The 14,998-nt window shown below is 31.5% G+C and carries 15 protein-coding genes; 8 read left to right on the top strand and 7 right to left on the bottom strand.

All coding sequences use genetic code 11. From position 1 onward, the window contains the following. The first annotated feature begins 49 nt into the window (after window positions 1–49). Both fliL and acpS read left to right on the top strand, forming a co-directional pair. Complete coding sequence (gene fliL, locus A0083_RS01450; RefSeq protein WP_120760810.1) at window positions 50–595, top strand: flagellar basal body-associated protein FliL; 546 nt, start codon at window positions 50–52, stop codon at window positions 593–595. Further along, on the top strand, window positions 595–951 hold the full coding sequence (acpS, locus tag A0083_RS01445) for a holo-ACP synthase (protein WP_197553626.1): 357 nt from the start codon (window positions 595–597) through the stop codon (window positions 949–951). The genes fliL and acpS overlap by 1 nt, the downstream gene beginning before the upstream one ends. A gap of 7 nt (window positions 952–958) precedes the next feature. Here the strand turns inward: acpS and fabG are convergent, their stop codons facing one another. Together fabG and gpmI are read right to left on the bottom strand one after the other, a co-directional pair. Then, window positions 959–1,702 carry a 3-oxoacyl-ACP reductase FabG gene (gene fabG, locus A0083_RS01440; protein WP_120760812.1) on the bottom strand — a complete coding sequence of 248 codons (744 nt, stop codon included), beginning with the start codon at window positions 1,700–1,702 and terminating at the stop codon, window positions 959–961. Window positions 1,703–1,717: 15 nt separating this feature from the next. Beyond that, window positions 1,718–3,196 (bottom strand): 2,3-bisphosphoglycerate-independent phosphoglycerate mutase, encoded by a 1,479-nt coding sequence (gpmI, locus tag A0083_RS01435; RefSeq protein WP_197553623.1) that lies wholly within the window; start codon window positions 3,194–3,196, stop codon window positions 1,718–1,720. A 45-nt stretch (window positions 3,197–3,241) separates the two neighbouring features. Between gpmI and mraY the strand changes: the two genes are divergently transcribed. Together mraY and murD are read left to right on the top strand one after the other, a co-directional pair. Further along, entirely contained in the window at window positions 3,242–4,333 is a 1,092-nt protein-coding gene (mraY, locus tag A0083_RS01430) for a phospho-N-acetylmuramoyl-pentapeptide-transferase (RefSeq protein ID WP_442861585.1), read from the top strand. Then, a complete protein-coding gene (gene murD / locus A0083_RS01425; protein WP_197553620.1) occupies window positions 4,333–5,532 on the top strand; it encodes a UDP-N-acetylmuramoyl-L-alanine--D-glutamate ligase in 1,200 nt (399 codons plus the stop codon). The genes mraY and murD overlap by 1 nt, the downstream gene beginning before the upstream one ends. Here the strand turns inward: murD and A0083_RS01420 are convergent. Beyond that, window positions 5,524–6,387 (bottom strand): LysR family transcriptional regulator, encoded by an 864-nt coding sequence (locus A0083_RS01420; RefSeq protein WP_197553617.1) that lies wholly within the window; start codon window positions 6,385–6,387, stop codon window positions 5,524–5,526. The two genes, murD and A0083_RS01420, sit on opposite strands and share 9 nt — an antisense overlap. A gap of 109 nt (window positions 6,388–6,496) precedes the next feature. Here A0083_RS01420 and A0083_RS01415 point away from each other — a divergent pair, with 109 nt between their 5' ends. Together A0083_RS01415 and A0083_RS01410 are read left to right on the top strand one after the other, a co-directional pair. Continuing rightward, on the top strand, window positions 6,497–7,534 hold the full coding sequence (locus A0083_RS01415) for a YeiH family protein (protein ID WP_120760816.1): 1,038 nt from the start codon (window positions 6,497–6,499) through the stop codon (window positions 7,532–7,534). Window positions 7,535–7,662: 128 nt separating this feature from the next. Further along, on the top strand, window positions 7,663–8,265 hold the full coding sequence (locus tag A0083_RS01410) for a BspA family leucine-rich repeat surface protein (protein ID WP_197553614.1): 603 nt from the start codon (window positions 7,663–7,665) through the stop codon (window positions 8,263–8,265). A gap of 39 nt (window positions 8,266–8,304) precedes the next feature. On the opposite strand, the gene A0083_RS01405 is transcribed toward A0083_RS01410, so the two are convergent. Together A0083_RS01405 and prfB are read right to left on the bottom strand one after the other, a co-directional pair. Beyond that, complete coding sequence (locus A0083_RS01405; RefSeq protein WP_120760817.1) at window positions 8,305–9,141, bottom strand: universal stress protein; 837 nt, start codon at window positions 9,139–9,141, stop codon at window positions 8,305–8,307. Window positions 9,142–9,159: 18 nt separating this feature from the next. After that, window positions 9,160–10,260 carry a peptide chain release factor 2 gene (prfB, locus tag A0083_RS01400; protein ID WP_047207962.1) on the bottom strand — a complete coding sequence of 367 codons (1,101 nt, stop codon included), beginning with the start codon at window positions 10,258–10,260 and terminating at the stop codon, window positions 9,160–9,162. Window positions 10,261–10,337: 77 nt separating this feature from the next. Here prfB and rimO point away from each other — a divergent pair, with 77 nt between their 5' ends. Next, the gene (gene rimO, locus A0083_RS01395; protein WP_197553611.1) at window positions 10,338–11,654 is read left to right on the top strand and encodes a 30S ribosomal protein S12 methylthiotransferase RimO; all 1,317 of its coding nucleotides are present in this window, start codon (window positions 10,338–10,340) and stop codon (window positions 11,652–11,654) included. Further along, window positions 11,644–12,606: a tRNA lysidine(34) synthetase TilS gene (gene tilS / locus A0083_RS01390; protein WP_197553608.1), complete on the top strand. Its 963-nt coding sequence runs from the start codon at window positions 11,644–11,646 to the stop codon at window positions 12,604–12,606. Before rimO ends, tilS begins: the two co-directional genes overlap by 11 nt. Here tilS and A0083_RS01385 read toward each other — a convergent pair. Then, window positions 12,587–13,954 (bottom strand): phosphomannomutase/phosphoglucomutase, encoded by a 1,368-nt coding sequence (locus tag A0083_RS01385; RefSeq protein ID WP_197553605.1) that lies wholly within the window; start codon window positions 13,952–13,954, stop codon window positions 12,587–12,589. The genes tilS and A0083_RS01385 overlap by 20 nt on opposite strands. A gap of 1 nt (window position 13,955) precedes the next feature. After that, window positions 13,956–14,960, bottom strand: coding sequence for a diguanylate cyclase (locus tag A0083_RS01380; RefSeq protein WP_197553602.1), 1,005 nt, complete (start codon window positions 14,958–14,960; stop codon window positions 13,956–13,958). Between the last annotated feature and the right edge of the window lie 38 nt (window positions 14,961–14,998).

The raw sequence follows: 14,998 nt of genomic DNA, 5'->3' as shown, positions 1-14,998 counted from the left end.
ATAATTTTTGATACAATAACGCTTTAATAATTCTAACAAAAGGAAAAATATGGCTGATGATATGATAGATGAACAAGGCGAATCAAAGAAAAAAGGTGGCAATACCTTAGTAATTATTATCGTTGTATTTTTATTTGTCTTTTTACTTGTGATTGTAGGTGCAATTGCTTATTTGATGTTTAGTGGTGGTTCAGAAGAAAATCCAGCTCCACAAGCTGAAGAAAGCGCACAAGTTGCACAAGCTCCTAAAAAAACTAATGCAGTAGCAACAAGAGGGAGTGATTATTCTAACATCGGAGTGATGTATCCTTTAGCGCCTTTTACTTTAAATTTATTAAGTGATGGTGGATCAAGATATGTAAAATGCACCATTCAACTTGAACAAAATGTCGAAACTCTAACTCCTGAATTAGACAAAAAAGTTGCTATTATTAGAGATATTATCATTAGAACGCTGACTTCAAAAACCTTTGAAGAAGTAAGCACAACCAAAGGCAAAGAAAGATTAAAAGATGAATTAACCGCCAAAATCAATGAGGTTTTAACCGATGGTTTTATCAAAAATATCTACTTTACCGACTTTGTAGTTTCTTAATGATAGGCTGTGATATCGTCGTATGCTCTCGCATAGAAAAAATTTATGAAAGACATAAAACGCTTTTCTTGGATAAATTTTTATCCAAGCAAGAGCAAAGCTATATTAAAAACACCAACACCCTAGCAGGATTTTGGGCTATCAAAGAAGCTGCTTCTAAAGCTTTGGGAGTTGGGATTTCTAAAGAATGTTCTTTTTTTGATATCATCATTTCCAAAGATGATAAAAATGCTCCTCATGTTTGCTTTTCTCAAAAAGTAATGCAAGAATTTAAAATCAAATCAGCTAGTGTAAGCGTAGCACATGATGGTGGTTTTGCTATAGCAGTAGTTGCTATAGAAACCAAGCAAGGTTAAACCTTGCTTACATATAAAGTCCACCATTGACTTTTAAAATTTCTCCTGTGATATAAGAAGAATGATCACTCAATAAAAACGCCACAGCTTGTGCAACTTCACTTGCATCAGCAAAACGCTTTAGAGGAATGTTACTAATATAATTTTGTTTGATTTCATCACTTAGAACTTCTGTCATATCACTTTTTATGAAACCTGGGGTAATGCAGTTATATCTTATATTTCTTGCTGCACCTTCTTTAGCAAAAGATTTAGTTAGCGCTATCATACCACCTTTACTAGCACTATAGTTAGTTTGGCCAGCATTTCCCATTTCTCCTACTATAGAAGCAATATTTACAACCGCACCAAAACGTTTTTTACTCATTGTTTTTAATGCTTCTCTACAACCTAAAAAGCTTGAATTTAAATTTGCATTAATCACTGATGAAAAATCTTCCATGCTCATTCTAAGCGCTAATTTATCATTAGTAATACCTGCATTATTAACCAAATAACTAAGCTCACCATCACTTTCTACGATAGTTGCAATGGCACTTGTGAATTCTTCTTCAACGCTAGCGTCAAATTTAATCACTGCTGCACTACCGCCATTTTTTTCTATTTCTTCTTTTAATGCATCAGCTAGTTCAGGTTTGCTTCTATAATTAATCCAAACTTTCAAACCACAACTTGCTAATTCTTTAGCTATTGCAGCACCTATGCCTTTACTTGCACCTGTTATCAAAACATTTTTTCCACTAAATTTCATTTTTTCTCCTTTCAATTAAAATAAAGCCTCATCCATTTCTTTTGGGATAGGTAAATTTAAAATTTTAAGCACACTTGGTGCTATATTACTAAGCCCCATGCCTTCTTTTAACTTTTCTACCCCGTTAGCTTCCACAAAAGCAAAAACATCAAAGGTGGTGTGATTAGTGAGTATATTTTCATTTTCATCTCTCATCGCTTCACAATTTCCATGATCTGAAGTGATGATAAAAGCATAACCATGCTCTCTTGCTTTTGCAACAACCTCGCCCAAACATTCATCTACACATTCTACCGCACTAATAGCTGCATTAAAATCACCCGTGTGTCCTACCATATCGCCATTTGCAAAATTAACTACGATAAAATCTATACCATTTTCTATACCCTTAACCACCTCATTTGCGACTTCTTTAGCACTCATTTGAGGTTTTTCATCGTATGTTTTTACCTTAGGACTTGGGATTAAAACTCTTGTTTCATTACATTCTAACTCTTCTTTTCCCCCATTAAAGAAAAAGGTCACATGGGCATATTTTTCCGTTTCGGCTGTGTGAAGTTGGCTTAAATTTGCATTAGCTATTACAGAAGCTAAAGTATTGTTTAATTCTTCTTTTTCAAACATCACAGGTAGTTTAAAACTCTCATCATATAAACTCATGGTAATAGCATTTTTCACAAGCATTTCTTTTGGAAATTCATTAAAACTTTCTTGGGTCAAAGAAGCAACTAACTGACGCATTCTATCGTTTCTAAAATTAATAAAAATCACCCCATCTTCTGCTTTGATCCCATCAAAGTTTTGGCTAACAACTGGGGTTAAAAACTCATCTGTGATATTTTCATCATAATTTTTTTGTATAAATTGTGCAAAATCATCACACTTTGGCGCTTTAGCAAATAAAGCATCATAGTAAGATTTAACTCTATCATAACGCTTATCTCTATCCATAGCATAAAATCTTCCCGCCAAAGAAGCAAGATGAATTTCTTCTTTTTCGCAAAATTCTTGCAAAGATTTGATCAATTCTAAAGCGGAATTTGGCGGACAATCTCTACCATCGCTAATCGCATGTGCAAAAACATCTTTACTCGCAGATTTGCAAATTTTTAATAGCGCATTAAAATGCGTATGCATAGAATGCACCCCACCATCGCTATAAAGCCCTACAATATGCACTCTTTTGCATTTTTGCAATAATTCTTTTAAAGCTTTGTTATCTTTTAATGTATCATTTTCTATAGCTTTATTTATCTTGACCAAATTTTGATAAATTATTCTTCCACTGCCTATACACATATGCCCTACTTCACTATTACCCATTTGCCCCTCAGGTAAACCTACAGCCAAACCACTAGTTTGGATCAAAACATTAGGCGTGTTTTTAAAAAGCATATCATAAGTTGGTTTTTTTGCATGAAAAAAAGCATTATAATTGGAATTTGTATTATGTCCCATACCATCAGTGATGATTAAAATGCATTTTTGACTCATTTTTCACTCTTTTTTATAATTTATTTATGTGATTTTACTAAAATTATGCTTTTAAAAAACAAATATAAGGTTAAAATTTTGCTTTATCTTACAGAATACACAAATTATATGTTTTTTTCTTATATTAGCGTGCGTGCTGGATTTGCATTTTTTGTTGCATTATTTTTAAGTTTATTTTTAATGCCAAAATTTATTAAATGGGCACAAAATAAAAAAGCAAATCAACCCATTTACGAATACGCCCCACAATCACACCAAGCTAAATCTCACACTCCTACTATGGGTGGACTTGTCTTTATTTTTGCAACCATTGTGGCTAGTGTTTTAAGTGCTGATTTAAACAATGCTTTTGTGATTGTTGGTTTGTTATGTTTGGTATTGTTTTGCACCATAGGTTTAGTAGATGATTTAGGTAAGATTTTAAAAAAAGACAATCATGCAGGATTAAGCCCTAAAATGAAACTTTTAGGACAATTTAGCGCAGCTTTTATTTGTATTGTGCTATTATATTTTTTCAATATAAACACTGAATTTTATCTACCATTTTACAAGCATGCTGTTTTTGATGGTGGAATATTTATGGTATTTTTATGGGTTTTAGTTATCGTATCAAGTTCCAATGCTGTAAATTTAACCGATGGCCTTGATGGTCTTGCGACGGTTCCTTCTATTTTTTCACTACTGACCCTAGGTGTATTTTTATACTTATGTGGCAATGCTATTTATAGTTCTTATTTATTTTTACCTAAAATTCAAGGTTTAGGAGAACTTGTGGTACTAAGTGCGGCTTTAGTAGGTGCGCTTATGGGATTTTTATGGTATAACTGCTATCCTGCTCAAGTTTTTATGGGAGATAGCGGAAGCTTAAGCATAGGAGCTTTTATAGGTTATCTTGGCATAGTAAGCAAAAATGAAATTTTGCTTTTACTTATAGGTTTTGTTTTTGTTTTAGAAACCATTTCAGTCATCTTGCAAGTAGGCAGTTTTAAAATTTTCAACAAAAGAGTATTTAAAATGGCACCCATTCACCATCACTTTGAAAAAATTGGCTGGGTAGAAAACAAAATCATCGTACGTTTTTGGATGATAGCTTTGCTTGCAAATATCATCGCATTGATTAGTATAAAGTTAAGATAATGAAAATTTCACTTTTTGGCTACGGAAAAACTACCAAAACTTTTGCACAACGTTTTGGAAACTGCGATATTTATGATGATCATTTTACAAGTATTAGCAAAGATGAATTTGGCAATACTCTTTTACCACCTTGCAACTTCAACCCCTCTAAAAGTGACTTAGAGATTCCAAGCCCTGGCTTCCCAAATGATCATTCTCTCATACAGCAAGCAAAAAATTTAAGCAGTGAATATGATTTTTTTTATGATGCTATGCCAAAAAGTGTATGGATTAGCGGAACAAATGGTAAAACCACCACCACGCAAATGACCCACCAGCTTTTAAAACACATCAATGCACAAATGGGAGCAAACATAGGAACTCCTTTAGCACAAATGGATACTAATGCTAAATTATGGATTTTGGAAAGTTCTTCTTTTTCGCTTTTTTATACCAAGGTAGCCAAACCTGAAATTTATGCGCTTTTACCTATTACACCCGATCATCTTTCTTGGCATAAAAGCTTTAAAGATTACGAACAAGCAAAACTTAGCGTACTTGATAGAATGAATGAAAACGATGTAGCAATTTTACCTAAAAAATACGAAAACTACCCAAGTCATGCTTACATCATCAGCTATGAAAACGAACAAGATCTTGCCCAAAAAATGCAAATTGACTTAGAAAAAATTCATTTTAAAACACCATTTTTACTTGATGCACTAATAGCCTTAAGTATAGAAAAGATCATTTTAGACCGTTGTTCTTATGAGCTTTTAAATAGCTTTAAAATGGACAAAAATAAGCTTGAAGAGATATTTGATCATAAAAATAGACTTTGGGTAAACGACACCAAAGCAACCAATCTTGATGCTTGCTTGGCTGCCCTAAAACGCTATAAAGATAAAAAAATTCATCTTATCCTAGGTGGAGATGATAAAGGCGTAGATCTAAGTGCTTTATTTGTTTTTATGAAAAGTCTAGATATAGAGCTTTACGCCATAGGAAAAAGCACCCAAAAAATACTTGATTATGCAAAACATGTTAACCTAAAAGCGCATTCTTGTGAGATTTTAGCTCAAGCTGTAAAAAAAATCCACCTGAGTCTAGCTCACGATGAAGTAGCCCTACTCAGTCCTGCTTGTGCAAGTTTGGATCAGTTTATATCCTATGAAGAAAGAGGTGAAGTTTTTAAGCAGTGCATTCAAGATCTAAGCTAGATCTTTTTGGATACAAAACTTTAAAAACTCACATAATTTACTAAATTTTTCATTAGGCTTTTTGCTTTTGTGATAAATCAAACAAAGCTCTCTTGAAATTTTAAAATTTTTTAATCTCACTTGAAATAACTTTTTATTTTCAAGTTCCTCTTTGACACTAAATTGCGGTAAAACCGCCAAAAAATCGCCATGCTTTACAAGTTCTTTAATCATAGCCGTAGAATTAAGCTCATAAGCGATATTTAATCTTACATCTTTTGGCAAAGCACTCATAAAAACTTCTTTTGCGCCAGAACCATGCTCACGTGTCAACCATTTAAAAGAACTAAGCTCATCTATGAAAAAAGCTTTTTTTAGATCTTTATTACTCACAATAATAAGCTCATCATCACAAATTTTAATCTTTTTTATATCCTTATCTTTACAAATTCCCTCAATCAAACCTATATCCACCTCTTTATCTAAAACCGCTTTGATAATGTTTTTGGTATTGTCTAAAGATAAAATAAGCTTAATATTTTCGGTTTTTTGGTCCAAAAAACTACCAAGTAAATACGTGCCAACATTTTGACTAACCTTTAAATTTAACTCATAACTTTGATCATTTTGCATGGATTTTTCTATGCGTTCTAACTCTAACATCAAAGGTTCTACTTGCTTTAAAAAAAATCTACCTTTTTCATTTAAACTAAAAAATTTAGCATTTCTATCAAACAAAAGGGTATTTAAGCTTTTCTCAAGTTCTGAAATCGCTAGAGACAATGCTGATTGAGTTATGTTTAATTCCTTAGCACATGATCTTAAATTTAAATTATGACACAAGGCTTGAAAATACCTTATCTGCTTTAAAGTCATTTGCGCTCTTTTTGATAAATTATTTACATCATTATATCAAATAAAATTAATTTTACTTATCATTAAAAAGACAATAAAATTGCATAAACGATCACAAAAAAGGAAACCAATGCATAAAAATATATATAAAAATAGAAAATTTGAAGCATTTTTGCTACTTTTTACTTTAGCTTTTTGTTCTTATGCTATTTCTGAACTTAGCTTTTTTAAAAATCTTGGAATTTCAGCTTTGATTATAGCTGTATGTTTAGGGGCTTTGATAGGCAACTTAGCACATCAAAATGCTAATTTGCTTAAAAAATCAGGTGTTATTCAAATTGCTACTAAAGAAATTTTAAGACTTGGGATCATACTTTATGGTTTTAGAATTACTTTTTATGATCTAGAAATAGTTGGAATAAATGGTATTTTACTTGCATTTTTAGTAGTATTTTCTACTTTTTTTATAGGACTTTTTCTAGGAAAATCACTCGGACTTGATCTCAAAGAAAGTATACTCATTAGTAGTGGATCTAGTATTTGCGGAGCAGCAGCTGTAATGGCAAGCGAAAGCGTAGTTAAAGGTGGATCTGCTAAAGTTGGTGTGGCAATTTGTACTGTGGTGGTTTTTGGAACACTAGGAATGTTTTTATACCCTTTGGCTTGGAATTTGGGCTGGTTTGATTTTTTTAGTCTAAAACAAATGGGTTATTTTATGGGAGCAAGTTTACATGAAGTCGCCCATGCAGTTGCAGCAGGTGAGGCAATACAAGCAGGCGATGGCGCAGTGATAGAAAAAATGATGCGTGTTTTAATGCTAGTGCCTTTTTTACTTTTTTTAACTCTTTTTTCTGTAAAATTTTTGAGCAAAAATGACAATAAAATTTCAATTAGGTCAAATATTCCTTATTTTGCCTTATGGTTTTTAGTAGCATGTGGAATTAGCTCGCTTGAAATACTCAACACTAATTTTGCATTAGACTATATCAAGCCAAGCATACAAACCTTAGACACCCTTTTACTTTCCATGGCTATGGTAGCCTTAGGAGTAAATATCCATAAAAATGTTTTAAAAAATGCAGGTTTTAAACCATTTTTAATGGCATTTTTACTTTTTATATGGCTTATATTTATAACAATTAGCTTAATTTTGCTTTTTAATTTTTAATTTGTTTCATATGGTAACAAAATTTTCCATATTATATTTTTTTATTAATTTAATATTTATTTTTTTAAATTTTATATTTAATTAGTATTATAATTGGTATGGAAAATTAAATAGCTAAAGGAGCTAACATGTTTACACCTAAAACAAAAAGTGAATTAGTTGCTCTTGTAAGAGAAGAGCTTATTGCTTTAAATGAAATCGATGTAAGCTTGATTACAGATATGTCTTATTTATTTTACTATTCTACTAGAACCAATTTTAATGGTATCGAAACTTGGGATGTGTCTAATGTCAAAGATATGTCGTATATGTTTTATTGTTGTAAAAGCTTCAATAGTGATATTTCCCATTGGAATGTTTCCAATGTTGAAAATATGGAAGGTATGTTTTTTGACTGTGAAGCATTTGATCAAGATTTATCTTCTTGGGATATGTCCAATGTTAAAGATACAAACTATATGTTTTGTAATTGCCTTAAATTTAACCATAAGGTAGATAATTGGGATGTGCACAATGCCATCACTATGGCACATATGTTTGAAAACTGCAAGCAATTTGATCAAGATTTATCAAAATGGGATGTGCACAATGCCAAAACTTTAGCATATTTACTACACAATTGCACCAACTTTCATCATGATGTTAAAAAACTCGATATTAATAAAAACTGCAATACTCAAAAAATGCTAGGACATGAAGAAATCAAAAACAAATTCGCCCTAAAACGATAAAAGGTAAGCATATTTGCTTACCTTGACTTAACCAAAAAGCTAGCGAATCAACAATAAAGGCTTTTTAGCCTGAGTTAAAATATCATTAGTTAAACTACCAAACAAAATACTCTTAAGCCAATGATGCGAATATGCCCCCATGATCAATAAATCAATATCGTTTTGTTCATTAAATTCAAATAAGGCTTGCACGATTTCACCATTTAAGTGCTGAGTTTGCACACTCAAGCCTGCCTCGGTAAAAATTTGACTCACTTGCATTAACAACTCACAAGAAGTCTTTTCATCTTTAGATACATTTACCACATAACGCTTTGCTTCTTTAAAAATAGGTTGTTTAATGGCTTGTTCTATAGCTTTTTTAGCTAACACACTTCCATCATAAGCCATCATCACGCTTTTGATTTCTTTGAATGCAGAATTTACAAGCAAAATGGGCACATTTAATGCTCTTACTAATTCTTCTGTATGAATGCCTATTTTATTTTTCTTGCCTCCACCTTTTAAACCAGCAATTGCCAATCTAATTTGACCGTTGTATTCTCTTAACACTTCTTCTAAGTCTCCATCTTTTTGGACACTTAGACATTCTTTTACGCCTTGTTCCTTTGCATAAATGCAAAATTCTTCTAGAATTTTTTGCCCTTTTTTGCAAAGACTCTCATTTTTTTGACTTTGTTCTTCTACCAAATCCTCAATCACACATCCACTTGCTTCTATACTAAAACTACAAGCTAATTCAGCATTAGTAAAATTTGGCTCTATGGTGTATAAGAACATCAAAGGCAAATCTAGCTTTTTAGCTAAATATACCCCATAATGCAAAATATCTTTACAAGGCTCTAAAACATCAACACAAACTAGAATTTTTTGCATATTGCTTCCTTTTGCGCTTTAATCTTGTGCTTTTTGTGCTATCAAAACACCTTCTATAATCTTTTTAATATCTCCATCTAAAATATTATCAACCTGTGAAAACGCTTCATTAGAACGTGTATCTTTAACCTGCTGATAAGGAAAAAGCACATAAGAGCGAATTTGATGACCCCAACCTATCTCACTTTTTTCGCTTGAATTAGCTTCATCTTGTTGTTTCATCAACTCAAGCTCATAAAGACGCGATTTTAGCATTTTAAAAGCAGTTGCTTTGTTTTTATGCTGACTTCTATCATTTTGACACTGTACCACTATACCACTTGGCATATGAGTAATACGCACTGCTGATTCGGTTTTATTGACATGTTGTCCACCTGCTCCACTTGCGCGGTAATAATCAATCCTTATGTCTTTTTCTTCAATTTCTATTTCTATATCATCATCAAGTTCAGGAGAAACCATCACGCTAGAAAAACTCGTATGACGACGACCCGCGCTGTCAAAAGGAGAAGTTCTTACCAAACGATGAATGCCATTTTCAGCTTTTAAATAACCATAAGCATTTTCGCCTTTTACCAAAAAACTTACATCTTTAAGCCCTGCTTCTTCACCTTCTTGAAAGTCAAGTGTTTCTACTTTAAACCCTTCTCTTTCGCAAAATCTCAAATACATTCTATAAAGCATGCTAGCCCAGTCATTACTCTCAGTCCCACCTGCACCAGGGTGAATGGAAACTATGGCATTTTTACCATCATTCTCCCCACTTAAAAGCATAGAAATTTCAAGATTTACAATAAGATCTTCTAGCTTGTTTGCATCTTCAAATAAAGCTTCTATGGTATCTAAGTCATTTTCGCTATTAGCAAGATCAAAAAGTTCACTTGCGTCATTTAAAGCATTAAAAGCATTTTCGTAGTTTTTTAATAAATTTGAGATTTTAGTTTTTTCTTTACCTATAACCCCTGCTTGTTTTACATCACTCCAAAAAGAAGGGGAATTTTCTAAATTTTCTATTTCTTTTAACCTTGCTTTTATCTCTTCAGGCTTAATAATAGAAGCGATATTTCCAACTTTGTTTTTTAATTTTTTTAAAAGTTCGCTGTATTCGTAATTATCCATAAAAATTTTCTTTCTAATTTTGATATAATTTAATCTTATAATTTTAGCAAAAAAATAAAATATTTAAAGTGAGAAATATGCCAAAACTTTTTTTAATGTCTTTAGGTTGTAATAAAAATTTAGTTGATAGTGAAATCATGCTTGGAAGATTGAGTGATTATGAAATTTGTGATGAGCCAAGTATAGCTGATGTTTTGATTGTTAACACTTGTGGCTTTATCGATAGTGCAAAAAAAGAAAGTATAAATGCGATTTTAGACTTACACGAGCAAAGAAAAAAAGATTCATTGCTAGTTGTAACAGGCTGCTTAATGCAACGCTACCGCGAAGAATTGATGAAAGAACTTCCTGAAGTTGATCTTTTTACCGGTGTGGGAGATTATGAAAAAATTGATGAGATGATACTTAAAAAAACTAATCTTTTTTCTAATTCTACTTACTTACAAGATAAAAATACTAATCGCGTGATCACAGGCTCTAACTATCACGCCTTTATCAAAATAGCTGAAGGCTGTAATCAAAAATGTTCATTTTGTGCTATACCAAGCTTTAAAGGAAAACTCAAGTCAAGAAGCTTAGAAAGCATTATAAATGAAGTAAAAGAACTTGTTAAAAAAGGCTATAAAGACTTTTCTTTTATCGCTCAAGATACAAGTTCATATTTGTTTGATCAAGGTCAAAAAGATGGACTTTTAAAACTCATTGAAGCCGTAGAAAATATCCAAGGTGTAAAATCTGCTAGAATTTTATACCTATATCCAACAAGCATTAGCAAAGAAGTGATAGAAAAGATCATCCAATCAAAAGTTTTTGTAAATTATTTTGACATGCCTTTGCAACACATTAGTGACAATATGCTTAAAATCATGAAGCGTGGAGCCAATAAAGCTAAATTAATCGAACTTTTAAATTTAATGATGCAAGCACCAAATTCTTTTTTGCGTACAGGTTTTATCGTGGGTCACCCCGGAGAAAGCGATGAGGACTTTGAAGAATTATGCACCTTTATCAAAGAATTTGGTTTTGATAGAATTAGTGTTTTTGCATATTCTAAAGAAGAAGATACTGCAGCTTTTGATATGGAGCAAATTCCAAATAAAATCATCAATGCAAGGTTAAAAACTATAGAAAAAATCGTTGATGAGTGCATAGAAAAAAGCTTCAACCAACAAGTTGGCAAAAAAACTTTAGCATTTTGTGAAGGTCAAAGCTCTGAAGGAGAATTTTTCATCGGTGCAAAAGACTTGCGTTGGGATAGAAATATAGATGGAGAAATTCTCATTAATGAAAGTGATTGTGGAGATTTAGAAATGGGTGAACTTTATGAGTGTGAAATTACACAAAGCTTAGACAAAAAACTCATTGCAAAAGCCTTAAGAAAGCTTGATGATTGATAACAAATACTTAAATCATTTAAAGCAAGGGAAAAATCTTTTAGCATTTTCTCACGGGAGTGATTCTAGTGCTTTGTTTTTCATGCTTTTAGAAAAAAACATAGATTTTGATCTTGCTTTTATAAACTATAAAACTCGTAAAAATAGTGACAAAGAAGAGCAAAGTGCTAAGGAACTAGCCAAGCGTTTTCATAAAAAAATCTATATCAAAACCGCACCCAAAATAACTAAAAATTTCGAAGCACATGCAAGAGCTTTGCGTTATGAGTTTTTTGAAGAACTTTGTCAAAGCCATTGCTATGACAATCTTTTACTAGCTCACCATTTAAATGATAAACTAGAATGGTTCTTAATGCAATTTTCCAAAGGCGCAGGGCTTAGAGAGTTGCTTGGATTTAAAGATATTGAAAAAAGAAAACATTTTACCATTATAAGACCCTTGCTTCAAACCCCAAAAGAAGAAATTTCAAACTATCTAAAAGAAAATAATATCAGCTATTTTCATGATGAGAGTAATGATGATGAAAGATGTTTTAGAAATTTTATACGCAAAAATTTTGCAAATGAGTTTTTAAAGCTTTATCCAAATGGGGTTAAAAAAAGTTTTACCTACCTTGAAAAAGATTTAAAAGAAGAAAATATTTGCGAATTTAAAAATATCTACATTACCCATAAAGATGAAAGCTTAATCGCAAAATGCTTTAAGAAACTCGGAGTGCTTTTAAGTGCCAAACAAAGGCAAGAAGCATTAAAAGGCGATGGGGTAATTTCACATAAAATAGGCATTGTTTATATGCAAGAAAAAGTTTTGATTTTTCCTTTTGTAAGTTGTGAAAAAATACCAAAAGACTTGAAAGAAATTTATAGAAAAGCAAAAATTCCTAAACTCTTAAGAGCATATTTATATACAAAAAACATTGATACAAAAGAGCTTATACAAGCTCTTTTGTGATAGTTTCAAAAAGTTCTTTTACTCTTGCTTCTAAAAAGTCTTTAAATTCAACACTTGTAGCTTCAGCACGCATGATAAGATACGGACTAGTATTAGAAGCACGCAAAAGCGCCCAGCCTTCTTTAAAGGTGATTCTAACTCCATCAATTTCATTGCAATCAAGCACATTTTCAAAAGCATTAGCTTTTACTTTTTCTTTAAATTTTTCTATAATTTGAAATTTGTTTTCTTCGCTTACTTTAAGCTTGATCTCTTCACTTGCATACAGTTTTGGTAGTTTTTTAATGAGTTTTTCTAGATCATAATCATTCGCCAAAAGCTCTAAAGTTCTTAAAAATGCGTAAATTCCATCATCATAACCAAAATATCTATCTTTAAAGAAAATATGGCCGCTAAGCTCTGCTGCAATGTCGATATTTTGCTCTTTCATCATTTTTTTAATATTCGAATGTCCGGTTTTACCCATCATAATAAAACCAAATTTTGCCACCTCATCAAAAAGATTTTTAGAACATTTTACCTCGCCTAAAACTCTAGGATTTTCAATATTTTTAGCAAACAAATAACAAAGCTCATCGCCTTTAAATACATAGTCTTTACTTGCCACCACCAAACGGTCTCCATCTCCATCAAAAGCAAAACCCATTTTTGCGTTTTCATCTTCATTTAACGCAACTTGCAATGCATGTAAATTTTCAAGCTCTGTTGGATCAGGTGCATGATTTGGAAAGGTTCCATCAGGATTTTCAAATAAAATTTGTGCATTAAGGTTTAATTTTTCTACCAAAGGTTTTATAATCACTCCAGTAGCCCCATTTGCACAATCAATGATGATTTTTTCTTTATAATCCTTAAGATGTGAAAAATGCTTCACTAAAAAATCTATATATAAACTTTTTATATCATAGTTTTCATATCTTAAGTCATCATTTATTTCAAGTTCTAAATACTCTTGCACTTTTAAAGAAAGCTTTTTTAAGTCAGCACCAAAAAAACTTTCTTTGTTGATTGTGATTTTAAACCCATTATACTCCTTTGGATTATGTGAGCCTGTTATCATGATATTTGCGTCAAAAATCCCATCGAAAAACAAGCTAAAATATCCCATAGGAGTTGGTGCTAAGCCTATATTAAACACTTGCATATTAGCTTTATTTAAACCACTAATTAAATAATTAAAAAGTTCATTAGCACTATATCTTGCATCATAACCTACGCTGACTTTCTCACAACCTCTTGCTCTCATTTCCAATCCCAAAGCATAACCTATAGCTTTTACACTTTTTTCATTAAGTTCACTCGGGTAAAGTCCTCTTATATCATACTCTCTAAAAATCAAATCCAACATCTTAATCCTTTTGTTTTCTAAGTTCTAATTTTGCCTGTCTTAAACTCTCTTCTAAATTTTCATTTTTGCTTGATAAGCAGAGTTTAATGTCTAACTTTGCTTTTTGCTCTTTCAGTTCAAAAGTGTATTTTTGTATGAAATTTTCAAGCATTTGAAGTTTACTTTGCACAAAAGCTATATTTTCATTTTCAAAAACAATGATAAAACAATCCTTATCATCTTTAAAAATTCTAGCATGTAAAGCTTTTTTTAAAATTCTTCCAAAGTTATACAACACAAACTCCCCCATTTTCAAACCATTTTGGTGGTAAATTTCATTGATGTTTTTAACTTCCACCAATGCTAAATGAAAATTTTCAAGTCCTTGTGCATATCTTCTTAAAGCTTTTAAGTTTGGCAAATTAGTTAAAGTATCAAAAAAAGCTATTTTATAAGCTTTATACGCTAAAAACCCTATCAATACCAAAGAGGCAAATTCATAATAACCTAGGTCAATATTATTATAAAATAAAAACTGCACGCTTAAACCCATATAAGCTAGTAAAAAATGAAAATCATTATTTTGAAAATATGAAAATAATAAAAATATAAATCCCACCCAAAACACGCAATAACTCAACTCACTAATAGGGGTAAAAAAATGCGTTGATAAACCAAAAATTTCACTTGTAATACTTGCGTTAAAGTTGGTGCTTGTGCTAAGTATCAATGCTACCAACCCCATAAAAGCTAAATAAGCAAATTTAATAAGGTTAATTCTTTCAAATACAAGCTTGCTATCTTGTAAAAACACAAAAAGCACAAAAGAAAAAGGTAAAAATACCGAGATAAATAAATGCGCTTGATATTCACTTGCTACCAAAGATAAAGCTCTAGCGCATAAAATCAACAAAAGTAAGAAAAAAATCTTATTTTGCTTTAAAAAATAAGCTAAAAATAAAGCTAAAACATTAAAGACCAAAGTCATACTTGGCAATGTTTTTAACAATAAATATGAAAAATCCAAAATAATAAACCTTTTTTTGTTAAAATTATAGCAAAAAT

This window comes from Campylobacter sp. 2014D-0216 (assembly GCF_014931215.1).
GTDB lineage: Bacteria > Campylobacterota > Campylobacteria > Campylobacterales > Campylobacteraceae > Campylobacter_D.
This window is presented reverse-complemented; position numbering and strand designations above follow the sequence as displayed.

Bases quoted from the DNA above. Each gene is read 5' to 3' on its own strand.
- mraY (WP_442861585.1), top strand. From the start codon at position 3,242: ATGCTTTTAAAAAACAAATATAAGGTTAAAATTTTGCTTTATCTTACA.
- A0083_RS01410 (WP_197553614.1), top strand. From the start codon at position 7,663: ATGTTTACACCTAAAACAAAAAGTGAATTAGTTGCTCTTGTAAGAGAA.
- A0083_RS01405 (WP_120760817.1), bottom strand. From the start codon at position 9,141: ATGCAAAAAATTCTAGTTTGTGTTGATGTTTTAGAGCCTTGTAAAGAT.
- murD (WP_197553620.1), top strand. From the start codon at position 4,333: ATGAAAATTTCACTTTTTGGCTACGGAAAAACTACCAAAACTTTTGCA.
- prfB (WP_047207962.1), bottom strand. From the start codon at position 10,260: ATGGATAATTACGAATACAGCGAACTTTTAAAAAAATTAAAAAACAAA.
- A0083_RS01415 (WP_120760816.1), top strand. From the start codon at position 6,497: ATGCATAAAAATATATATAAAAATAGAAAATTTGAAGCATTTTTGCTA.
- A0083_RS01420 (WP_197553617.1), bottom strand. From the start codon at position 6,387: ATGACTTTAAAGCAGATAAGGTATTTTCAAGCCTTGTGTCATAATTTA.
- A0083_RS01385 (WP_197553605.1), bottom strand. From the start codon at position 13,954: ATGTTGGATTTGATTTTTAGAGAGTATGATATAAGAGGACTTTACCCG.
- fabG (WP_120760812.1), bottom strand. From the start codon at position 1,702: ATGAAATTTAGTGGAAAAAATGTTTTGATAACAGGTGCAAGTAAAGGC.
- fliL (WP_120760810.1), top strand. From the start codon at position 50: ATGGCTGATGATATGATAGATGAACAAGGCGAATCAAAGAAAAAAGGT.
- acpS (WP_197553626.1), top strand. From the start codon at position 595: ATGATAGGCTGTGATATCGTCGTATGCTCTCGCATAGAAAAAATTTAT.
- gpmI (WP_197553623.1), bottom strand. From the start codon at position 3,196: ATGAGTCAAAAATGCATTTTAATCATCACTGATGGTATGGGACATAAT.
- rimO (WP_197553611.1), top strand. From the start codon at position 10,338: ATGCCAAAACTTTTTTTAATGTCTTTAGGTTGTAATAAAAATTTAGTT.